Origin of the sequence: Rhodothalassium salexigens DSM 2132 (genome assembly GCF_004341375.1) — a bacterium.
In the GTDB taxonomy this organism is placed as follows: Bacteria; Pseudomonadota; Alphaproteobacteria; order Sphingomonadales; family Rhodothalassiaceae; genus Rhodothalassium; species Rhodothalassium salexigens.
Genome location: NZ_SLXO01000007.1, coordinates 165,223 through 185,473, shown reverse-complemented (window position 1 = coordinate 185,473; position 20,251 = coordinate 165,223). Strand labels below are relative to the sequence as shown.

Sequence of the window (20,251 nt, the reverse complement as noted above, 5' to 3'; positions counted from 1 at the left end):
ACATGCGGCGCTCCTGGGAAGACACTTCAAGTCTACATTTCAACTATTGCTGTTAAAGCTTCGTTAACGAATTAATCGAGTGCGGCGTAGATCGCGATCTCGTCGCAACTTGGCCGAACGTGACGGACACACTTGAGCGACGGAATTTTTGTTTGATTACGATTCTAGTCGCTCTATGCTGGTACTGTCCCTTGCGTCGCCGCCCAACAGGTCAGCGTGCCGGGCGGCCAAAACGCCAGGGACCATCGGTCGAGGGATCAAGGGCCACGGACCATTAACCGGGCAGCGATAACAGGCGTTGGGGAAGACGAATGACGGTGGTTGAAACGAGCGGTCATTTCCGCAGCGGTGACATGTTGATCATTGACTCAACCCATCAAGGCACAATTCGTGTCATGGATGAATTTAACTATAATTTGTACAAGCGCGGATTGGGGTATGAGTTCCTTGGTGGGTTCACCTGCTTCTTTCCGGCCACGGTGACGGTACCGCGCGCCGGGCGGTGGCATGCCATGGTCGCATATGAAGGCGATCCGCCGGGCCTCGACTACCGCTTCAAGGTGCGGCGCGTGGCGGGGCTGCAGAGCGCCTGAGCCCTGGCAACCTTGACCCCGGCGTCGGGCGGTTCGATACAAGGCACATCATGTGAGTGTCGGCGATCCTGCCCGCGGTACGCTCGGGCGGGACGGCGCATCGGATGAGACCGGTCCGGCGTCCCTGTCCGGCCGGCCAAGCCTTGGGGTGTCCATGACCGATCCTGCCGGGCAGGACCAACAACGCCGGCGCGCGTTCGATGTGACCGTGCTGATCCGCCGCTTGTTGCGGGCCGACGCCGGGGTGCGCTGGGACCAGGCGGTGTTGTTCGTGCTCGCCCTCGCCATCGGCGTGTCGGTGGCCTATCTGGCGCTCGGTTTCCGTGCCTGGATCGATGCTTTGCAATGGATCGGCTTCGAAGCTGAACACGAACGTCTGGTCGAGGCGGTGGCGCAGCAGCCGGCTTGGCGGCTGATGGCCTGGCCGGTTGCCGGCAGCGTGGCGATCGCGCTGATCCTGCGTTTTGTGGTGCCGGCCGGCCGGCCGCACGGTGTCGCCGAGGTGATGGAGGCGGTGTCGCTGCGCGAGGGCCGGATCGACCTGCGCACCGGCGCGGGCTCGGTGCTGGCGGCGGCGACCGCGCTCGGCACCGGCGCGTCGACCGGGCGCGAGGGGCCGATGGTCCACGCCGGCGCCACGCTCGCCAGTTGGATCGCCCGGCGCCTGCACCTGTCGGCGAGCCTGAGCCGCACGCTGCTCGGCTGCGGGGCGGCAAGCGCGGTGGCGGCCAGCTTCAACGCGCCCATTGCCGGGGTTTTGTTCGCGCTCGAAGTGGTGGTCGGCCATTACACCCTGCATGTTTGGGCGCCGGTGGTGGTCGCCGGTGTTGCCGGCACCGTGGTCACCCGCGCCCATCTGGGCGACAATCCGGCGTTCACCGTGCCGCCGCTCGAAATCCTGTCATTCTGGGAATTCCCGGCCTTCCTGCTGTTGGGGTTGGTCAGTGCGGCCGTGGGCATCGCGTTCATGGCTGCCGTCATCGGCGCGGAGCGGTTGCGCCAGCGCTTGGTGCCGCTGCCCGACTGGGCGTTGCCGCCGGTGGCCGGGCTGTTCATGGGCGGCGTGGCACTCTATGCGCCCGAACTGTTGGGCGTCTCCTACGAGACCACCACCAAGACGCTCGACGGCGAGTTGGCCTTGTCGCTGTTGTTGGTGCTGATCCCGCTCAAGGTCTTGGCCACATCCTTGTGCCTGGCCTGTCGGTTCGGCGGCGGGGTGTTCTCGCCGTCGCTGTTTCTGGGCGCCATCACCGGCGGCGCCTTCGGGCTCGGGCTCGCCGCCCTGGTGGCGCAGACGGGCCCGGATGCGGCGGTCTCGTCGTCGGGCGTCTATGCCATCGTCGGCATGGCGGCGGTGGCTTCGGCGGTGCTCGGCGCGCCGATCTCCACCATGCTGATCGTGTTCGAACTGACCGGCAATTACGAGGTGACCATCGCGGTGATGATCGCCAGCGCCATCGCCAGCCTGATCACCCAGCTTTTCTACCGCCCGTCGCTGTTTATCCTGCAACTGGAGCAGCGCGGCATCCAATTGGAGGGCGGCAAGGCCACCCATCTGCTGCGCGCCACGCCGGTGCGCGCCGCCATGCGCGCCGACTTCGCCGTGGTCCACGAGGACGACGGCTACGACCATGTGCGGGCCATGATCATGGCGCATGAGGGCACCAAGCTGCCGGTGGTGGACAGTGCCGGGCGGCTGTTGGGCGTGGTCTCGCTGGGGCGCATGATCGATGCCGAGCGCTGGGCGCGCGACGGCGAGCCGCCGGTGGCGCGCGATCTGTGCCGGCCGGACCCGGGCTTCCTGGCCGCCGACGAGCCGCTCGGCACCGGCCTGTTGCGCATGGAGAACAGCGGCGACGACAGCCTGCCGGTGGTCCAGTCGGTGGACGAACCGGCGCTGGTCGGCATGCTCCACCACACCGATGTGCTCGAAGCCTATAACCGCGCGCTGCTCGAAGCCCAGGGCGGCCTGTCGACCCCGGCCCCCAGCCGCCGCTGAGCCACAGCCGGCACCTCGCAACCCGCTATTATCTCTCCCGTTTCGCGTTTTTTGGCGCCGCCGGGTCCGGTCGCCCTTGATCTTGCCGACCTGGTGTTATACATACCTAGTACACCAAGGCGATAAAGCGGCACCAAGCCCGAGCCCGACAGCGAGCAAGACACGACCCCAGCGAGCGAGACCAAAACACGACCCCAGCGACCAAGACACCAGAGCGGCCACCCCAAGGCCCCCAAGAGCCCTGAGACACGACAGCAAGCGACGGACCCGACCGAACCCCTGGATAGGAGACAGACCATGTTCACGACCCAAACCGCCACCCAGTCCACCGCCGGCCAAATCACCCCGCCGCGCCCGGCCAGCCTCTACACCGTGCGCCGCAGCCGCCGCGCCCGCCGGTTGCAAGGCCGCGTCAACGGCTGATCCCCCCGCGCGGCAGGCCGCCCAGTCCCCGGTCGAGCCGGCTCCCAATCCAGCCGGCTCCCAATCCAGCCGGCTCCCAGTCCAGCCGGCTCCCAGTCCAGCCGGCCCCCCAGCCGAGCCGGCCGCGCCCGTGGCCCCGTCGTCCCTGCGGACGGCGGGGTTCGTGGGTTCTGGTGTCAGTGGTGGGCATCCGGGGCGGCGTCGCGCAGGGCGCGGAGCACGAACACCCGCAGCGCGCTCGACAGATTGCCCCGGCGCGCGGCGTCCACCTCGGTCACCAGGGCGTCGAGCGACTGGCCGCGCGCCTCGGCCAAGCCGATCAGCACCGGCCAGAACGCCGCTTCCAGGGTCACGCTGGTGCGGTGTCCGGCGACCCGCACCGAGCGCTTGACCACCCGTTCGGGTACCGTCTTGGGGTCTAGTAGGTCCATTGCACCTCGACATAGCCGCCGCGGCCGCGACCGGGCAGGCGCGCGCCCAAGCCCACATCGCTGCCGGCGACCCGGTTGAAGCCCGCCAGATGCTGGTCATAGCGCCGGTCGGTCAGGTTTTCGAGCCCCGCGCGCACCGCCACCTGGTCGTTCGCGCGCCATTGGCTCGACAGATTGACCAGCGCATAGCCCCCGGTCGCCGGTTCCTCCAGCGTGCGCGACACCCGCGTCTGGCGGGCCACCATCACCCCCTCGGCGCGCAGCGTCCAGGCGCCCCGCTCATAGGTCAGGCCCAGCGTCGCGCGGGCGGGCTGGATGCGATAGAGCGGCTCGTCGATGTCGCGGCGCTTGGCGCGCACATGGCCGACCACCGCGTCGGCCAGCCAGTGCGCGCCGAGCTTGACCGCGATCTGCGCGTCGAGCCCATAGAACAGCGCCGGCACATTGGCGAAGCGCAGCGGCGTCGGGTCGCCGTTCATGGCCGCGATCCGCTCGACCGGGCTGTCCGCCAGCCCCGGCGTGGCGTCCACCGGCACGCCCTGGATGAAGCCGTCGACCCACCGGGCATAGATCCGGGGCGAGATCAGCACCCGCTCGGTGGCCCAGTCGAGCCCGCCCTCGACCGTGTGCGCCACTTCCGGCGTCAGGTCCACATCGCCCACATAGATGTTGCCGTCGGCGAGCCCGCCGCTGACCGGCAACGGCAGCCAGGCATAGCGCTCGACGAACAGGGGCGCCCGGGTCTGGCGGCCGCCGGCCAGCGTCCCGGTGAGGCTGTCGGTGAGGTCGACGCCGAGCCGGGCGCTCGCCGCCCAGTCGGTGTCGGTGCGGCGCCGGTCTTGGGCGTTGAACGCGGCGGCCAGCCCCTGGACCGGCGGCGGCACGGCCGGCCCGGCGGCAACCGCGCCGGCGTCGCTGGTCCAATGGTCGACGCGCAGGCCGGCGCTCAAATGCACCGGCTCGGCGTCGGCGGCGTAGTCGACGAAGGCGCCGGCCTGGCGGACGCGGGCGTCGACGAAGCTCGCGACCCGAAAGTCGGCATTGGCGGGGTTGGTGATGGTCAGGTCGTGGCGGCGGCGGTCGCCGTCGGTGCCCAGGGTCAGCCGGCCGGGGCCAAGGCCGCGCGCCGCGCTCACCTTGTAGCCGAGCGAGCGGCTGTCGGCGGGCAGGCTGCGCCGGGCGCGCGCGCCGGGGTCGGGGCGCAGCAGCGTGTTGGCCATGCCATGGTCGACCCGGCCCACATCGACCCGACCCGCCACCGCCCAGGCGCCCCATTGCCCGGCATAATCGGCGCGGCCCAGATGGGTGTGGAAGAAGCGGATGTCGGAGCCGAGCGCCGGCGTGCCGGTGGTCGCGGTGTCCACATAGCGATATTGCGCACCGAGGCGGTGGTCGGCGCCCACGCGCACGCCGCCGCCGAGGCCGGCGCTGGCGCGTTGGTAGCGGGTCGCCCGCACCCGGCCGCCGGGAAAGCGATAGTCGCCGCCGCGCTCATAAGAGCCGAGCACATGGGCGCGGTATCGCCGGTCGGCCAGGGCGACCATGCCGCCGCCCTGGAAGCCCCGGTCGACCGACTGACCGCGCACCGTCAGGTCGGCCTTGACGCCGCGGTCGGCGTCGGCGTCGGCGAAGTGGCTGCGTTTGAGCTTGGCGTCGACCGCGCCGCCGAGGCCCGGCCCGGCGCTGACCGGGGCGATGCCGCGCACCACCTCCAGCCGGTCCACCAGCGGGCGCGGCGCATAGTGCAGCGGCGGGTCCATCAGATTGGGCCCGCCCGAGGCGATCGCCTGGCCGTCGACGCGCACGGCGAGCCGGGTCGACGACAGGCCGCGCAGTTGCACCTGGCCCGACAATGGCCCGAGCGCGTTGACCGCGCCGCCCGGCACCCGCTCAAGCGCGGCGGCGGTGTCGGCGGCCAGGCTGGGCGCGGCCATCGGTGCCACGCTCAGCCGGTCGCGGCGCAGGCGCTCGGCGGTGATGACGATCTCTTCGATCGGCCCCAGCGTCTGGCCCGGCTCGGCGGCCGACAGGGCCGCGGCCGGCGCGGCCAACAGCGCCGCCACGGCGAGCGCGCGGCTGGCCCAGTTGCCGGCCCAGTGATTGGCGGAGTGGCTGGTTCGGGCGACCCGGCACCGGCGAAGCGCCGCGCGCTCCGGCTCAATTGGAGCATGGGGGGCGACCGGCGAACGGGGCTCGATCGGGACCAGGGGGGCGCTGAGGCGCGCGGTCTGGGGCGCGCTCTGGGACGCGATTTGGGACCCGGGGGCAAGGCGGCGCGGACGGGCGCTGATATGGGCGCCGATACGGGCGTCGATACGGGCGTCGATACGGGCGGGGGCGATCACGGGGAGGGCTCCTCGAACGGACAGACGGGGGCGCCGCGCCGCCGCCCGGTTCGGGCCCGGTCCTCAACCGACGACGCGCGGGCGACGCTCGGGCGGTCGGTCAGGTGGGCGTGGTGAACACGGACGGCGCGATGCGCTGCGGCTTGGCGACGGTCAGACGCGGGAGCGGGGTGGGGCGCGGGCGCCGTGTTCGGTGGCCGGCGGGCCGCGCGGCGCCCGGTGGTCGGCCCCGGGGCACAGCCGGCGCGCCCCGGTCTCGACGCTCGGCGCCAGCACGGTGGGCGTCGGCGGCGCCAGCCCGACGAGCGCCGACAGCACACAGCCGGGGCAGGGCGGCAGCTCGTCCGCCCGGTCGTCGGCGGGCGCCGGGACACCGTCGACGACGGTCACCCAGCGCATCCCCTCGGGCATGCACAGCAGCACCCGTTGCCCGGGCGCCTCGCCGGCGGCGGCACGCGTCGTTGCGCCGGCAGCGGCCAGCGTCGCCATGGCCAGATTGGGCCCGACCGCGCCGAGCGTCAGCAGCAGGGCCGCCACCAGCGCCAGGGAGCGCTGCGGATATCGACGCCGGGTCCACATGCTTCAAGCTTATACGGTCGCCGATGGGACTTGGCCACTACGCCGGTCGGTGGGCCGACGCGCTTTGCCGGTCTTGCGCGCGGCGACTTTTGGTCGCACCATTTGCGGGCGGACCGGCAGCGACGGGGAGAACGGCGATCATGGACGAGGCGGAGAACCGGCTCATGGACAAGACCGATGAGGGGCTGCGCGTCGGCGCCGACGGGGTGTGCCGGTGCTGGTGGTGCGGCGACGCGCCCGATTATCAGCATTATCACGACACCGAATGGGGCCGCCCCGAAGGCCGCGACGACCGCTTGTTCGAAAAACTGGTGCTGGAAGGCTTTCAGGCCGGCTTGAGCTGGATCACCGTGCTGCGCAAGCGCGAGCGGTTCCGGCGCGCGTTCGCGGGCTTCGACTGGCAGGTCATGGCGCGCTTCGACGAGGCGGACGTGGCGCGGTTGCTGGCCGATCCGGGGTTGATCCGCCACCGCGGCAAGATCGAGGCGGCGATCAACAATGCCCGGCGCATGGAGGATTTGCTGGCCGAGACCGGGTCGTTCGCGCGCTTCGTGTGGCAGTTCGAGCCGGTGCCTGAACGCCGGCCCGAGCGGGTCACCTATGATGCGGTCAAAGCCGGCCCACCGCCGCGCGAGGCGCGCGCCATGGCCAAGGCGTTGCGCGCGCGGGGCTGGCGCTTCGTCGGCCCGGTGACGGTCTATTCGCTGTTCCAGGCCGAGGGGCTGGTCAACGACCATCTGCCCGGTTGCCCGCGCCGTGCCGAGGTCGCCGCCGACCGCGCCGCCTTCACCCGGCCGGTGTAAGACCCGTCGCTCTCCTGACCGTCGCCGCTTCAAGCCGCGCCTTGTTCGTCATCGCGAGCGCAGCGAAGCGATCCATCGCTGCCCGCGTTGGGCACGCCGGAGCTGCGTGTGCGCGGCCACCGGCCCACATGTCCGAGCCGACGCCCGCGCCTGTGGCCAGCGTCGGTTGGATGGCGTCGCTGACGCTCGCCATGACGGTTGGGGGCGGACCTTCGCCGCTTCAAGCCGCGCGTTGTTCGTCATCGCGAGCGCAGCGAAGCGATCCATCGCTGCCCGCGCTGGGCACGCCGGGGCTGCGTGTGCGCGGCCATCGGCTCACGTGTCGGAGCCGACGCCCGCGCCTGTGGCCAGCGTCGGTTGGATGGCGTCGCTGGCGCTCGCCATGACGGTTGGGGGCGGGCGTTTGCCGCTTCAAGCCGCGCCTTGTTCGTCATCGCGAGCGCAGCGAAGCGATCCATCGCTGGCCGCGCTGGGCACGCCGGGGCTGCGTGTGCGCGGCCACCGGCCCACATGTCGGAGCCGACGCCCGCGCCCAGCGTCGGTTGGATGGCGTCGCTGACGCTCGCCATGACGGTTGGGGGCGGGCGTTTGCCGCTTCAAGCCGCGCCTTGCCGGCGGAGCGTTTGGGCCGGGCCGGTCGGTCTTTTGGCGCCCCGCCCGGCGCCGATGGCGGGCGGGCGGGGCGCGGCGGTCAGGTTTCTTCCGACAGTTGGAACAGGTCGGTGTTGCCGCCGATGGCGGCGGTGTTGACGGTCATCACCCGTTCGTTGGCGAAGCGCGGCAGATAATAGGGCCCGCCCGCCTTGGGGCCGGTGCCCGACAGGCCGGTGCCGCCGAACGGCTGCGACCCGACCACCGCGCCGACCATGTTGCGGTTGACGTACATGTTGCCGGCCAGAGTCTTGCGGAACAGCGTCTCCCACCGTCCTTCGAGGCGCGTGTGCACGCCGAAGGTCAGGCCATAGCCGGTGTCGCGCAACTCGCTCAGCAGCGCCTCGATGTCCTCGCCGCGGAAGCGCAGCACGTGCATCACCGGGCCGAACACCTCCTCGGTCAACTGGCTCAGCCGGTCGATCTCGTAGATGCGCGGGGCGAAATAGGTGCCGTGGGCGCAGCTTTCGGGCAGCTCGGCCCGGGCGACCAGGTGCGCTTCGCGGTCCATGCGCGCGGCGTGGGCGTCGAGCCGGGCCAGCGCCTCGGCGTCGATGATCGGGCCGATGTCGGTGCTCAACCGCGCCGGATCGCCGACCCGGCGTTCGGCGAGCGCGCCTTTCAGCATCTCGATCATCGGCTCGGCGACGCTGTCCTGCACCAGCATCACCCGCAGCGCCGAACAGCGCTGACCGGCCGAGCCGAACGCCGACATCAGCGCGTCGTCGGCGACCTGTTCGTGGAGCGCTGTGGAGTCCACCACCATGGCGTTCTGTCCGCCGGTCTCGGCGATCAGCGGCAGGATGGCGCCGTCGCGCTCGGCCAGCGTGCGCTGGATCAGCTTGGCGGTCGGCACCGAGCCGGTGAACGCCACGCCGGCCAGCCGCCGGTCGCGCAGGATCGGCCCGGCCACCGTCGGGCCGTCGCCGAGCAGCAGGTGCAACACCGCGCCCGGCACGCCGGCGCGCAGGAACAGGTCGGCGGCATAGTGGGCGACCAGCGGCGTCTGTTCGGCGGGCTTGGCGATCACCGCATTGCCGGCGGCCAGCGCGGCGGCGATCTGGCCGGTGAAGATGGCCAGCGGGAAGTTCCACGGGCTGATGCACAAGAACACGCCCCGGCCGTGCAGCGACAGGCGGTTGGCCTCGCCGGTGGGGCCGGGCAGCGGCGTGCCCTCGACGGCGCAGTGGCGTTCGGCCTCGACCGCGTAATAGCGGCAGAAGTCGGCCGCCTCGCGCACCTCGGCGATGCCGTCGGCGATGGTCTTGCCGGCGTCGCGGGTCATCAGGTCGAGCAGCGGCGTGCGGTGCGCTTCGAGCGCGTCGGCCATGGCGCGCAGGATCGCCGCGCGCTCCCCGCCGCCGCGGGCGTCCCAGGCCGGCTGGGCGGCGACCGCCGAGGCCAGCGCGGCTTCGATGTCGGCCGGCCGCGCGGCGCGCATGGTGCCGGCGGCAACCCGCGCGTCGGCCGGCCGGTGCACCGGTGCCGGCGCCGCGCCGGTCTCGGCGCCGTCGACCAGGCAGGCGGCGTGGCGCTCGATGCGCGCGCGGCTCGCCAGGGTCTCCAGCAAGGGTCCGGTGACCGTCGGCTCGGCCAGGTCGACGCCTTGCGAATTGCGCCGCTCGGGCCCGAACAGGTCGAGCGGCAGCGGGATGTTGGCATGCCGGCCCAAGGGGTGGGCGTCCACATCGTCCAGCGGGTCGAAGGTGACCTCCTCGACCGGCACGCTGGCGTCCATGAAGCGGTTGACGAAGCTGGAATTGGCGCCGTTTTCCAACAATCGGCGCACCAGATAGGGCAACAGGTCCGAATGCTGGCCCACCGGCGCATAGATGCGCGTGGTGATCGGCCGGCCGAGCACCTCTTCGGCGGCCTTGTAGAGCAATTCGCCCATGCCGTGCAGGCGCTGGAACTCGTGCGGCGCGTCGCCGGCCAGGCTCGACACCAGGGCGATGGTGTGGGCGTTGTGGCTGGCGAATTGCGGGAACAAGGCGTCGCCATGGCCGATCATCGCCTTGGCGCAGGCCAGATAGTTGACGTCGGTGTTGGGCTTGCGGGTGAACACCGGATAGTCGTCGAGCCCCATCACCTGGGTGTGCTTGATCTCGGTGTCCCAATAGGCGCCCTTGACCAGCCGCACCGGGATCTGCCGGTGGGTTTCGCGGGCCAGCGCGGCGACCCAGTGGATCAACGGCAGGGCGCGCTTTTGATAGGCCTGGATGGCGAGGCCCAGGCCGTCCCAGCCGGCAAGCTCGGGGTCGCGGGCCAGCGCCTCGATCACCGTCAGCGACAGGTCGAGCCGGTCGGCCTCCTCGGCATCGATGGTCATCTGGATGCCCTGGGCCTTGGCGCAGAGGGCGAGCGCCCGGGCGCGCGGCAGCAACTCGGCGATCACCCGGTCTTCCTGGGTCTGTTCGAAGCGGGCGTGCAGCGCCGACAGCTTGACCGACAGCGACGACGAGCGGGTCGGCCCGCCGGCCTCGTCGCGGCAGGCGCCGCCGACCGCGTCGATGGCGCCGGCATAGGCGTCGAAATAGGTCTGGGCCGCGGCGTCGGTGCGCGCGCCTTCGCCCAGCATGTCGAACGAGACCAGTTGCTTGCCCGCTGGCTGGCGGGCGCGCCGGGCGATCGCGTCGTCGATGCTGCGGCCATAGACGAACTGCCGGCCCATGATCTTCATGGCTTGATTGATCGCCTGGCGGATCACCGGCTCGCCCGAGCGGTGGATCAGCTTTTCCAGCCAGTGGCCGGGGTGGCGGACGATCTGCTCGTCGAGTGCGGCGATCCGGCCGGTGAGCATCAGCGCCCAGACGCCGGCATTGACGAACGGGCTGTCGGACTGGCCCAGATGGCTGTCCCAGTCGCCCGAGCGGATTTTCTCCGAGATCAGGTCGTCCTGGGTTTCGCGGTCGGGCACGCGCAGCAGCGCCTCGGCCAGGCACATCAGCGCGATGCCTTCCTGGTTGGACAGGCCGAATTCCTGCAGGAACGCGTCGATGGTGCCTTGTTCGGTCTTTTTGTCGCGCGAGCGGCTGACGATCTGCTGCGCCAGATCGACCGCCTCGGCGCGGTGGCGCGCGTCCAGGTCGAGGGTCGCTCGCAGGCGAGCGACGGCTTGGGGTTCGTCCTCATGCTTGGCCGCGCGGATGGCCGCGCGGTGCCGGGCGAGAGCGTCGCGGGTGCCGGTCGTGCCGACGTGGGGGGCACCGGGCCGGGAGACGGTGGGCGATGCGCACATGGTCCGAAATCCTTACCTGACACATGATAATGGACAGAGATTTACTGCATCGCCGTGTTTGCGACAATAAAAGCGCCTTCCCCCTTTCGGGTGGGCCGGCGACCGGTCCGCTTGTCGGCGCGGGGGCGAACGGGATGAAAAAGGGGCTGGACATTCCGGTCTTCAGCGGGTAGTGGAGGCGCTTCCGATGCGGACGCCGGTTGCCCTTGGTGATCGCGAAGCCGTATCATCGGGCCGTTAGCTCAGTGGTAGAGCAGCTGACTCTTAATCAGCGGGTCCAGGGTTCGAATCCCTGACGGCCCTCCATTTAAATCAAGGCGTTAGAAGGTCGTTCACCTTTAACCTTTCGCCGGTTTTACACTTAGTTTTACACTCCCGCCTCATCCAAGCGGGCAATCGCGCGGGCGGCACGGCGCCGCTTGGCCGTGTATTTGCGCACCATGGCAGTGGTCTTGTGGCCGGTGACGGCAGCAACATCGTCCCAGTCCAGACCCAGTTCGCGCAGGACTGTGGCTGCCGTATAGCGCAGGCCATGGGTGGTGCGCGGTCTGTGCCCGGCTCGCGTAAAGGTGCACGCCGTGTGCCCTTCCAAAACCGTACTGCCTGCCGGGGTGAAGCGGGCGCGTCTTGCCGCGTGATAGCACTTACCCCATATTGACATCATCGACATTGATTGATCGAGGAGCAGGTCCGGTGCCCGCCGTCACCATTCGCAACATCTCGGACGAAACCCATCGCGCCATCAAGGCGCGCGCTGCCGAGCATGGCCGCAGTGCCGAAGCGGAAATGCGCGCCATTCTGGAAGCGGCGGTGCGGCCCGCCGAGCGCCTGCGTCTCGGCTCCGCCCTGTCGGCGTTGAGCCGCGAGGCCGGGCTGACCAACGCGGATTTCGAGGCGCTGGACCAAGCGCGTGACAAGACGCCCGCCACGCCGATGCGCTTTGACCGATGATCGTTCTGGATACCAACGTGGTCTCCGAGGCGATGAAGCCGGAGCCTGACCCGGCCGTGCGCGCCTGGCTGGACGAACAGGCGGCCGAAACGCTGTACATCACCAGCGTCACCGTTGCGGAACTCCTGTTCGGCATCGGTGCGCTGCTGGATGGACGGCGCAAGCAGAAGCTGGCCGCCACGCTCGACGGGATGCTCCCGCTGTTAGAGGGCAGAATCCTCGCCTTCGATACTGCGGCCGCCCACCACTACGCCGATCTTGCCGTTGCGGCCCGCAAGGCGGGCAAGGGCTTTCCCACGCCGGATGGCTATATCGCCGCCATTGCAACCGCCCACGGCTTCGCTGTCGCCACGCGTGATGCCAGCGCCTTCGACGCGGCAGGCGTTCCGGTCATCGACCCCTGGATGACGCGGCGCTGAAGAGGAGGGCGGTCAATGCCTGGCGGGTTCTCGATTGCGTCCCCAATGTCAACGATAACGCTTTAACCTATTGAAAAGAACATTTTCGACGCTACCGCCCTTAAAGACGGCGGCCGAACCAAACGATGCGCCCGATTATGGCGACATGCGACAGTTGAGAAATCAGCGGGTCCAGGGTTCGAATCCCTGACGGCCCTCCATCTATCCTACTGGATAAAAAGCGCGTTTCCCCGATCGGCTCGGTCGGGCGGGCGCTATTCCGAAGTTTTCCCAGACGACCGTTGCGGCCTTGCTGCCGATCCCGCCTGCGTCGTACGGCGCCTTCGGGCGGGCGGGGCGGCTTCGGTATCGGTCCGGGCTGTGAACTCCTTTTGGGTCCAGGGCCTTGGGGCCGGCCTCTCGCGATCGTCCGAAAGACCGGCTATGGGCGGCGTCACCTTGTGGCGGCCCGGCACATGCGCCCCAAGGCGCATTGCCAGAGCCGTTGGCGCCGGGCGCGCCGGGTCAGGCGAAGTCGGCTTCCAGCACCACGCGATAACGCGCCTTGCCGGCTTCCAGATGCGCGATGGCGTCGTTCAAGCGGCTCATCGGAAACACCTCCGTTTGCGGCTTGATGCCGTGGCGGGCGCAGAAATCCAGCATCAGCTTGGTGGTGTGCGGGCTGCCCACCGGCGAGCCGGTGACCCGGCGCTGTTCGAAGAACACCTTGAACGCCTCCATGTCCAAGGGCTCGGGGATGGCGCCGACGATGTGGAAGGTGCCGCGCGGCGCCAGGGTGTCCAGATAGCGGTTCCAGTCGAGGCTGACATTGACCGTCACCAGCAGGAAGTCGAGCGTGCCGGCGATGGCGTCGAGCGCTTCGGGGTCGCGGCTGTCGACCACATGGTGAGCGCCGAGGCGCCGGGCCTCGTCGGCCTTGGCGCCGGTGGAGGTGAACGCGGTCACCTCGCAGCCCCAGGCGCGCAGGAATTGCAGCGCCAGATGGCCCAGCCCGCCGATGCCGACCACACCGACCCGGTCGGTGGGCTTGACGCCGGATTGGATCAACGGGTTGAATACCGTGATGCCGCCGCAGAACAGCGGCCCGGCCGAGATCGCGTCGATGCCGTCGGGCAGCGGAAACACCCAGGTGGATTGCGCGCGCACCCGGTCGGCGAAGCCGCCATGGCGGCCGACGATGGTGTGGCCGCGGCTGCGACACAGATTATGGTCGCCCGACAGGCACGGGTCGCAATGATGGCAGGCGTGCGAGAACCAGCCGAGCCCGACGCGCTGGCCCACGCGCACGTCGGTGACATTGGCCCCGGCCTCGACCACCGTGCCGACCACCTCGTGGCCGGCAACCAGCGGGAACTGCGCCAGCCCCCATTCGTCGTTGATCATCGACACGTCGGAATGACACAGGCCGCTGCTTTCGACGCGGATCTCCACCTGGTCGGCGCCTAACGGGCCGGGGTCATACTCGAAGGGCTCCAGCGGCGCACCGGCGGACGGGGCGGCATAGGCGCGAATGGCGGTCATGGGGAAAACTCCCTTGTGGTGGTCTGGCAGTCTTGGGCTGCGGCGGCGCCCGGGGTCGTGCGCCCGGGTCGCCGCCGCAGCCGTTGCACATTGGAATGGCACCACGCGGTGTCAATCGCCAGTATGCTGCAACGCCAAAAACCCGCATAAGGATTGGCGCCTGCCGCGCCGCCGGCGCGCACCGCGCGGTCACGGCGGTGGTTTTCAAGCCGCGGGGCGCCTGCTAAGCGACAAAGGGTTCGCCGCCTTGAGGAGTTCCCATGCCCGATTTGTTTCCCGTCCCGAGCGTGCCGACCCTGCCCATCGCCGGCCGCGAGGCGCGCTTTCCGGTGCGCAGGATTTATTGTGTGGCCCGCAACTATGCCGCCCACGCGCTGGAGATGGGCATGGACCCCGAGCGCGAGCCGCCGTTCTTCTTTATGAAGCCGGCCGACGCCCTGGTGCCCGGCGACGCCGACGTGCCCTATCCGCCGCAGACCGACGACCTGCATCACGAGGTGGAGCTGGTCGCCGCCATCGGCACCGGCGGCCGCGATATCGCGCCCGAAGTGGCGCTTGACCATGTCTATGGCTATGCGGTCGGCAACGACCTGACCCGGCGCGACCTGCAAGCGGCGGCGCGCGCACGCGGCCAGCCCTGGGACACCGCCAAGGGGTTCGACCATTCGGCACCGGTGTCGGCGCTGCAACCGGCCGAGCGCATCGGCCACCCGTCGACCGGCGCGGTGCGCCTGCGGGTCGGCGACACCCTGCGCCAGGACGGTGACCTCAGCCAGTTGATCTGGACGGTGCCCGAGATCGTCGCGCTGTTGTCGGGGTTGTTTACCCTGCACCCGGGCGATCTGGTGTTCACCGGCACGCCGGCGGGCGTCGGCGCGGTGCGCCCGGGCGAGACCATGGTCGCCGAGGTGGAAGGGGTCGGCCAATTGGTCACCCGCATCGTCTGACCGACCGGGGAGGGCGGATCGATGAAGCTTTACACCTATTATCGCAGTTCGGCGGCATTTCGGGTGCGCATCGCGCTCAACCTCAAGGGGCTGGAGGCGGTGCCGGTGCCGGTGCATCTGGCGCGCGGCGAGCAGGCCGGCGCGGCCTATCGCGCGCGTAACCCGCAAGCGCTGGTGCCGGCGCTCGAACTGGACGACGGCCGGGTGCTGACCCAGTCCATGGCGATCCTGGAGTATCTGGACGAAACGGTGCCCGAGCCCGCGCTGCTGCCCGCCGACCCGGTCGACCGGGCACGGGTGCGCGCCATGGCGGACCTGATCGCTTGCGACATCCACCCGCTCAACAATCTGCGCGTGTTGACCTATCTTAAGGGGCCGCTGGACCAGACGCCGGCGGCGGTGGGGGCGTGGTACGGCCATTGGGTGCGCGCAGGCTTTGCCGCGCTTGAAACCCTGGTGGCGGCGCAGGGCGCGCGGTTTTGTTGGGACCACCGGCCGGGCTTGGCGGATCTGTGCCTGGTGCCGCAGATGTGGAACGCGCGCCGGTTCGAGGTGCCGCTCGACGACTTCCCCACGCTGGTGCGCATCGACGCCGAGTTGCGCGCGTTGCCCGCTTTCGCAGCCTCAGCCCCCGAAGTCCAGCCCGACGCCCCGGCGGCCTGAGCGGGTCGCCAGAGGCGGCAAGCCGGCGCCGGGCCGCTTGCGGGAGCGCCAGTCTGCGCGGTCAGCGGCCCGGGTCGGTCAGAAACCGGGCCACCGCCGCCACCGCCTCGTCGATGGTGTCGTCATGGCTGCGGCCGGATGCCTTGCGCGGCTTGAGGTCGTGATTGCCGTCCTCGGCCCAGTGCAGGTGCACCGTGGCCGGCAGGGGGTAGCCCGCCACCTCGTCCCGGGTGCCGAACGGGTCGCGGTTGCCCTGGGCGATCAGTACCGGACAGCGCAGGGCCGGGAAATGGTCGAGGCGCAGGCGCTCGGGCTTGCCCGGCGGGTGGAAGGGATAGCCGAACACCGCCACCGCGTCGCCCACGCCCTGGGCCGCCAACAGCGTCGCCATGCGCCCGCCCATGGACTTGCCGCCGATCGCCAGCCGGCCGCCGGCCGGCGCCCCCTGCTCGGCCACCTGGTCGATCACATGGGTAAACCGCGCCAGCAGCTTGGCCTGGGCCTCGGGCGGGCGCTTGACGCCGTCGCTGCGGCGCCGGGCCATATAGTCGAACTCGAACCGCACCACGCGGACCCCGTGCGCGCCCAGGCCACGGGCCACCCGGTCCATGAACGCGCTGTCCATGGGCGCGCCGGCGCCGTGGGCCAGCACCAGCGTGGCGGCGGCGTCGGCCGGGCCGTCGATCAACAGGTCGTCGGGCATGGTGCGGTCGTCTCCTTGGGGCGCGTTACCGCCCGGTTTTGCCGCGCAGCGGCGGTGCCACCAGGGCGCGCTCGACGCCCTCGAACACCACCACCACCAGAAGCGCCAGAACCGCCGAGGGGATCGCCCCTTCAAGGATCAGCGACTGGTCGTTGAGCCGGATGCCGGTCAGAATCGGCTGGCCATAGCCGCCGGCGCCGACCAGGGCGCCGAGCGTGGCGGTGCCCACATTGATCACCGCGGCGGTCTTGACCCCGGCCAGGATGGTCGGCAGCGCCAGCGGCAATTCGATGCGCCACAGCTTGGCGCGCGCGGGCAGGCCGAGCGCTTGGGCGGCGTGTTGCAGCGACAGCGGGATGCCGGTCAGGCCGGCATGGGTGTTTCGCACCAGCGGCAGCAGCGAATAGACGAACAGCATCGCCACCGTCGGCGCCCAGCCGATGCCGAGCAACGGGATCAACACCACCAGCAGCGCCAGCGACGGGATCGTCTGCAGCACGCCCACGGTGCCCAGCACCACGTGCCCCAGCCGCGGCAAGCGCGCCGCCGCGATGCCCAAAGGCACCGCGATGACCAGCGCCAGGCCCAGCGACACCGCCACCAGCCCCAGGTGCGCCACGGTATAGCCCCACAGCCGTTCGGCGAGGCCGGGGCCGCTGGCCACGTCCACATCGAGCGTACCGGTCTCGCCAAGCAGCTTGGCCGCGGCCACACCGTCCGGCCGGCCTTCGAGCTTCACCAGCGCGTTGGCCCGGCGCATGGTGTCGGCGTCGATGGCGCCGGCAAGCCGGTTGAGCGCCCGGACCGCGCGCGGATCCAGGTCCCGATCATAGACATAGGCGCCCTCATAGCCGGGGAAGTAGCGCCGGTTGTCGCGCAGCACCGCCAGGTCATAGGCGACGATCTCGGCGTCGGTGGCATAGGCGTCGGTGACGTCGATGCGACCGCTGGCGATGGCGCGATAGGCCAGGTTGTGCTGTATGCCCTGGACGTTGCGGTGCGGCAGGTCGTAGCGCTTGGCCATGCCGCGCCAGCCGTCGCCCCGGTCGAGGAATTCGTTGGAAAAGCCGAGCGCCAGGTCGGGGTGTTGGGCCAGGTCGGCCAGGGTCTCGATGCCCAGGCGCTGCGCGTGCCCGGCGCGCATGGCGATGGCGTAGGTATTGTCGAAGCCGAGCGGCGGCCCCATCGCCAGCCCGCGTTCGGCAAGGCGTTGGCGCAGCGCGGCGATGCCCGGCGCCTGGCCCGCGAAGATCTCGTGTTGCAGCGTGCCGGTATAGTCGGGGTAGAGGTCGATATCGCCGTTTTCGAGCGCCTTGAACACTACCTGGCTGCCGCCCAGTTCGGCGCGGTGGTGGACCTCGAAGCCGGCGTTTTCCAGCAGCAGCCGCGCCGCTTCGGCCAGCACCACCGATTCGGTGTGCGCCTTCGAGGCGATGGTGATCACCGGCCGGGCGTCGGTATCGTCGGTTTGCGACGACGCGGTCGCCCGCGCGCCGCCCGTTGCGGTCAGGATGGACAGGCAGACCAGGAGAGCCAGGGTCGCGAACAGCCGGGCGCGGCCGCCGGGCCGGTTGCGGGTCCAGTCCAACGATCGGTCGTCGGTCATGGCCTGGCCTCCGCGCCGGGGGGCGCTGCGTGTGGTGGGACTTGCGCGCCGGCCGGCTCGGCGCTCGGCGCATCCATCGGCCGGCTGGCGGCCAGGAAGCGGGTGACGAACGGGTCGGCGGGGGTGTTGGCCAGATCCTCGAAGCGGCCGTGCTGGATCAGCGCGCCGTTGCGCATCAGATACAGGTCGTGGGCCAGGAACCGGGCCTCGTCCATGTCGTGGGTGATCAGGACGGCGCTCTTGTGCAGCCCGCACATGATGTCGCGGACCTCTTGTTGCAGGTCGTGGCGGATGATCGGGTCGAGCGCCGAGAACGGTTCGTCGAACAGCAGCACCTCGGGGTCGAGCATCAGCGCGCGCATGATGCCGACGCGCTGGCGCTGACCGCCCGAGAGCGCGATCGGGTAGCGGTCGAGCGCGGCGAGCGGCAGGTGCACCAGGTCGGCCAACTCGGCGACCCGGGCGTCCATGGCCTCGGCGCTCCAGCCGGCTTCGCGCGCCACCAGCGTCACATTGGCGCGCGCGGTCAGATGCGGAAACAGGCCGCCGTCCTGGATCACATAGCCAATCCGCCGGCGATAGCTCACCGGGTCGAGGCCTTGCACATCTTCGCCGTGGAACAGCACACGCCCGGCGCTCGGCCGGATCAGCCCGGCCAGCAGCTTGATGAGGGTGGATTTGCCCGAGCCCGATGGGCCAATGAAGGCGCAGGTCTGACCGGCCGCGACGCGCGCGGTCAGGGGCTTGAGCGCTTCGACCGAGCCGTAGCGTTTCGCCACCCCGGTCAACTCAAAGACACATTGTTGCATGTTCGCAACAATAGCCATCTATATCCCACATTCAAGCGCCGGATGCATTGGCGCCGGTGATGTGGCATAGAGCGGGCCATGCAGCAGTTTCTTCTCGATCACGAGCCGATGGTGCGCCTGGGCGTCTTCGCGGGGCTTCTGACCGCGCTGGCGTTGGCCGAGGCTGTGTTCCCGCGCCGCGCCCGGCGCCAGCGGCGCGGTTGGCGCTGGCCGGTGAATCTGGCGTTGGTGGCGCTTGGCACCTTGGCATTGCGCCTGGTCATTCCGGTGGTCGCGGTCAGTGCCGCCTTGTGGGCCGAGGCGGCGGGCTGGGGTCTGTTGCGCTGGCTCGGGCTCGCCGATGGGGCGGCGTTCGCGATCGCGGTGCTGGCGCTCGACCTGGCGATCTATGGCCAGCATGTGGCCATGCACCGGCTGCCCTGGTTGTGGCGCGTGCACCGGGTCCACCATGCCGACCTGGATCTGGACGTGACCTCGGGCCTGCGCTTCCACCCGATGGAGTTCGTGCTGTCGATGTTCTACAAGGTGGCGGTGGTGGTGGCCTTGGGCGCGCCGGCGGCGGCGGTGGTGGTGTTCGAGGTGGTGCTGAACGCGCTGGCGCTCTTCAACCACGCCAATCTGCGCCTGCCGGCAGCCGTCGACCGGATCTTGCGCCGGGTCATCGTGACCCCGGACGTGCACGTGGTCCACCACTCCACCCTGGGCTGCGAGACCGACAGCAATTTCGGCTTCAACCTGATCGTCTGGGACCGCCTGTTCGGGACCTATCGCGCCCGCCCCGCAGCCGGACCGGTGGCGGTGACGCTGGGCCTGCCCGAATGCCAGCAGAGCCACCAGGTAACCTTGCCGCGCCTGCTCGCCGCGCCGCTGCGCGGGCTGGGCGGCGCGCCGTCGACCACCGCCATGGCCAAACCGGCGCCCGAGGGAGAGCCCGACGCACCATGAAAACCCTTTGGCTGTTGCGCCACGCCAAGTCGAGTTGGTCGGACCCCGGCCTCGACGATTTCGACCGGCCGCTCAACAAGCGCGGGCGCGGCGCGTGCGCGATCATGGGGCGGTTGATCGCCGAGCGCGGGGTCGACCCGGCCTGCCTTGTGTGTTCGCCAAGCGCGCGCACCCGCGAGACCCTGACGCGGGTCGCGGCCTTTGCGGCCTTCTCGGCCGCGCCGCGGTTCGAGCCGATGCTTTACGAGGCCGACGTGTCGGACCTGATGCAGGTGATCCGCGGGCTGCCCGCCGACGCCGCCGACGCGCTGATAATCGGCCACAATCCGGGCTTGCAGGATCTGGCCCTGGCGCTCGCCCACGACCAGCATGGCGCGGCCGGCGACACCCCCCTCAATCGGTTGGAGGATAAGTTCCCCACCGCGGCGCTGGCGCGCCTGTCGCTCGACATCGACGCCTGGGTCGATCTGGTGCCGGGGCGCGGCCAACTGATCAGCTTCGACGTGCCGAAGGATCACGCGTCGGTGGTGTGACCGACGCCTCTGTCTTCGTGCCCCCCTGGCCGTGTGCTGCCGCCGCGCGACCTTTGCAAGACCCGGGCATCGTGCTAGCGAGGTGGCCCATG

The 20,251-nt window shown here is 70.2% G+C and carries 19 protein-coding genes and 1 tRNA gene; 11 read left to right on the top strand and 9 right to left on the bottom strand.

Going from position 1 to position 20,251, the window contains the following annotated elements:
- Positions 1-311: 311 nt before the first annotated feature.
- The 3 genes from EV659_RS10445 (at position 312) to EV659_RS15145 (ending at position 3,015) form a co-directional block, all read left to right on the top strand.
- Complete coding sequence (locus EV659_RS10445) at positions 312-593, top strand: DUF1883 domain-containing protein (RefSeq protein ID WP_132708821.1); 282 nt, start codon at positions 312-314, stop codon at positions 591-593.
- 154 nt (positions 594-747) lie between these two features.
- Entirely contained in the window at positions 748-2,592 is a 1,845-nt protein-coding gene (locus tag EV659_RS10440; RefSeq protein ID WP_132708820.1) for a chloride channel protein, read from the top strand.
- Between the two features lie 297 nt (positions 2,593-2,889).
- Positions 2,890-3,015, top strand: coding sequence for a hypothetical protein (locus tag EV659_RS15145; protein ID WP_274600049.1), 126 nt, complete (start codon positions 2,890-2,892; stop codon positions 3,013-3,015).
- 176 nt (positions 3,016-3,191) lie between these two features.
- Here EV659_RS15145 and EV659_RS10435 read toward each other — a convergent pair whose 3' ends face one another.
- The 3 genes from EV659_RS10435 to EV659_RS10425 all read right to left on the bottom strand — a co-directional run bounded on the left by EV659_RS10435 (position 3,192) and on the right by EV659_RS10425 (position 6,370).
- Positions 3,192-3,446, bottom strand: a complete 255-nt coding sequence (locus EV659_RS10435) for a ribbon-helix-helix domain-containing protein (protein ID WP_132708819.1) — start codon at positions 3,444-3,446, stop codon at positions 3,192-3,194.
- On the bottom strand, positions 3,434-5,791 hold the full coding sequence (locus EV659_RS10430) for a TonB-dependent receptor (RefSeq protein WP_132708818.1): 2,358 nt from the start codon (positions 5,789-5,791) through the stop codon (positions 3,434-3,436). Before EV659_RS10430 ends, EV659_RS10435 begins: the two co-directional genes overlap by 13 nt.
- Before the next feature lie 153 nt (positions 5,792-5,944).
- The gene (locus EV659_RS10425; protein WP_132708817.1) at positions 5,945-6,370 is read right to left on the bottom strand and encodes a hypothetical protein; all 426 of its coding nucleotides are present in this window, start codon (positions 6,368-6,370) and stop codon (positions 5,945-5,947) included.
- Positions 6,371-6,510: 140 nt separating this feature from the next.
- Here EV659_RS10425 and EV659_RS10420 point away from each other — a divergent pair, with 140 nt between their 5' ends.
- Positions 6,511-7,173 carry a DNA-3-methyladenine glycosylase I gene (locus EV659_RS10420; RefSeq protein ID WP_200287712.1) on the top strand — a complete coding sequence of 221 codons (663 nt, stop codon included), beginning with the start codon at positions 6,511-6,513 and terminating at the stop codon, positions 7,171-7,173.
- A 691-nt stretch (positions 7,174-7,864) separates the two neighbouring features.
- Here the strand turns inward: EV659_RS10420 and putA are convergent.
- Positions 7,865-11,062 carry a bifunctional proline dehydrogenase/L-glutamate gamma-semialdehyde dehydrogenase PutA gene (gene putA / locus EV659_RS10415; protein WP_132708816.1) on the bottom strand — a complete coding sequence of 1,066 codons (3,198 nt, stop codon included), beginning with the start codon at positions 11,060-11,062 and terminating at the stop codon, positions 7,865-7,867.
- A gap of 231 nt (positions 11,063-11,293) precedes the next feature.
- On the opposite strand from putA, the gene EV659_RS10410 reads away from it, so the two are divergent.
- Positions 11,294-11,368: transfer RNA gene (locus tag EV659_RS10410), tRNA-Lys, on the top strand.
- Positions 11,369-11,429: 61 nt separating this feature from the next.
- On the opposite strand, the gene EV659_RS10405 is transcribed toward EV659_RS10410, so the two are convergent.
- On the bottom strand, positions 11,430-11,732 hold the full coding sequence (locus EV659_RS10405; protein WP_132708815.1) for a tyrosine-type recombinase/integrase: 303 nt from the start codon (positions 11,730-11,732) through the stop codon (positions 11,430-11,432).
- Positions 11,733-11,755: 23 nt separating this feature from the next.
- Here EV659_RS10405 and EV659_RS10400 point away from each other — a divergent pair, with 23 nt between their 5' ends.
- Both EV659_RS10400 and EV659_RS10395 read left to right on the top strand, forming a co-directional pair.
- A complete protein-coding gene (locus EV659_RS10400) occupies positions 11,756-12,013 on the top strand; it encodes a FitA-like ribbon-helix-helix domain-containing protein (RefSeq protein WP_132708814.1) in 258 nt (85 codons plus the stop codon).
- Complete coding sequence (locus EV659_RS10395; RefSeq protein ID WP_132708813.1) at positions 12,010-12,432, top strand: type II toxin-antitoxin system VapC family toxin; 423 nt, start codon at positions 12,010-12,012, stop codon at positions 12,430-12,432. Before EV659_RS10400 ends, EV659_RS10395 begins: the two co-directional genes overlap by 4 nt.
- Positions 12,433-12,936: 504 nt before the next feature.
- Here EV659_RS10395 and ahr read toward each other — a convergent pair.
- Complete coding sequence (gene ahr, locus EV659_RS10390; protein WP_132708812.1) at positions 12,937-13,953, bottom strand: NADPH-dependent aldehyde reductase Ahr; 1,017 nt, start codon at positions 13,951-13,953, stop codon at positions 12,937-12,939.
- 260 nt (positions 13,954-14,213) lie between these two features.
- Between ahr and EV659_RS10385 the strand changes: the two genes are divergently transcribed.
- Positions 14,214-14,900: a fumarylacetoacetate hydrolase family protein gene (locus tag EV659_RS10385; RefSeq protein ID WP_132708811.1), complete on the top strand. Its 687-nt coding sequence runs from the start codon at positions 14,214-14,216 to the stop codon at positions 14,898-14,900.
- Positions 14,901-14,921: 21 nt separating this feature from the next.
- Positions 14,922-15,563, top strand: coding sequence for a maleylacetoacetate isomerase (gene maiA / locus EV659_RS10380; protein WP_132708810.1), 642 nt, complete (start codon positions 14,922-14,924; stop codon positions 15,561-15,563).
- 61 nt (positions 15,564-15,624) lie between these two features.
- On the opposite strand, the gene EV659_RS10375 is transcribed toward maiA, so the two are convergent.
- The 3 genes from EV659_RS10375 to EV659_RS10365 are packed head-to-tail and all read right to left on the bottom strand — an operon-like array spanning position 15,625 to position 18,651.
- Positions 15,625-16,266 (bottom strand): alpha/beta family hydrolase, encoded by a 642-nt coding sequence (locus EV659_RS10375; RefSeq protein WP_132708809.1) that lies wholly within the window; start codon positions 16,264-16,266, stop codon positions 15,625-15,627.
- A gap of 25 nt (positions 16,267-16,291) precedes the next feature.
- The gene (locus EV659_RS10370) at positions 16,292-17,872 is read right to left on the bottom strand and encodes a glycine betaine ABC transporter substrate-binding protein (RefSeq protein ID WP_132708808.1); all 1,581 of its coding nucleotides are present in this window, start codon (positions 17,870-17,872) and stop codon (positions 16,292-16,294) included.
- A complete protein-coding gene (locus EV659_RS10365; protein ID WP_207894080.1) occupies positions 17,869-18,651 on the bottom strand; it encodes an ATP-binding cassette domain-containing protein in 783 nt (260 codons plus the stop codon). The genes EV659_RS10370 and EV659_RS10365 overlap by 4 nt, the downstream gene beginning before the upstream one ends.
- Before the next feature lie 108 nt (positions 18,652-18,759).
- Here EV659_RS10365 and EV659_RS10360 point away from each other — a divergent pair, with 108 nt between their 5' ends.
- Positions 18,760-19,626 (top strand): sterol desaturase family protein, encoded by an 867-nt coding sequence (locus EV659_RS10360; protein WP_132708807.1) that lies wholly within the window; start codon positions 18,760-18,762, stop codon positions 19,624-19,626.
- Entirely contained in the window at positions 19,623-20,159 is a 537-nt protein-coding gene (locus EV659_RS10355; protein ID WP_165878835.1) for a SixA phosphatase family protein, read from the top strand. Before EV659_RS10360 ends, EV659_RS10355 begins: the two co-directional genes overlap by 4 nt.
- Positions 20,160-20,251: the final 92 nt, after the last annotated feature.

Coding starts and splice junctions, on each gene's coding strand:
- EV659_RS10445 (WP_132708821.1), top strand. CDS start 312: ATGACGGTGGTTGAAACGAGCGGTCATTTCCGCAGCGGTGACATGTTG.
- EV659_RS10440 (WP_132708820.1), top strand. CDS start 748: ATGACCGATCCTGCCGGGCAGGACCAACAACGCCGGCGCGCGTTCGAT.
- EV659_RS15145 (WP_274600049.1), top strand. CDS start 2,890: ATGTTCACGACCCAAACCGCCACCCAGTCCACCGCCGGCCAAATCACC.
- EV659_RS10435 (WP_132708819.1), bottom strand. CDS start 3,446: ATGGACCTACTAGACCCCAAGACGGTACCCGAACGGGTGGTCAAGCGC.
- EV659_RS10425 (WP_132708817.1), bottom strand. CDS start 6,370: ATGTGGACCCGGCGTCGATATCCGCAGCGCTCCCTGGCGCTGGTGGCG.
- EV659_RS10420 (WP_200287712.1), top strand. CDS start 6,511: ATGGACGAGGCGGAGAACCGGCTCATGGACAAGACCGATGAGGGGCTG.
- putA (WP_132708816.1), bottom strand. CDS start 11,062: ATGTGCGCATCGCCCACCGTCTCCCGGCCCGGTGCCCCCCACGTCGGC.
- EV659_RS10405 (WP_132708815.1), bottom strand. CDS start 11,732: ATGTCGATGATGTCAATATGGGGTAAGTGCTATCACGCGGCAAGACGC.
- EV659_RS10395 (WP_132708813.1), top strand. CDS start 12,010: ATGATCGTTCTGGATACCAACGTGGTCTCCGAGGCGATGAAGCCGGAG.
- ahr (WP_132708812.1), bottom strand. CDS start 13,953: ATGACCGCCATTCGCGCCTATGCCGCCCCGTCCGCCGGTGCGCCGCTG.
- EV659_RS10385 (WP_132708811.1), top strand. CDS start 14,214: ATGCCCGATTTGTTTCCCGTCCCGAGCGTGCCGACCCTGCCCATCGCC.
- maiA (WP_132708810.1), top strand. CDS start 14,922: ATGAAGCTTTACACCTATTATCGCAGTTCGGCGGCATTTCGGGTGCGC.
- EV659_RS10375 (WP_132708809.1), bottom strand. CDS start 16,266: ATGCCCGACGACCTGTTGATCGACGGCCCGGCCGACGCCGCCGCCACG.
- EV659_RS10370 (WP_132708808.1), bottom strand. CDS start 17,872: ATGACCGACGACCGATCGTTGGACTGGACCCGCAACCGGCCCGGCGGC.
- EV659_RS10360 (WP_132708807.1), top strand. CDS start 18,760: ATGCAGCAGTTTCTTCTCGATCACGAGCCGATGGTGCGCCTGGGCGTC.
- EV659_RS10355 (WP_165878835.1), top strand. CDS start 19,623: ATGAAAACCCTTTGGCTGTTGCGCCACGCCAAGTCGAGTTGGTCGGAC.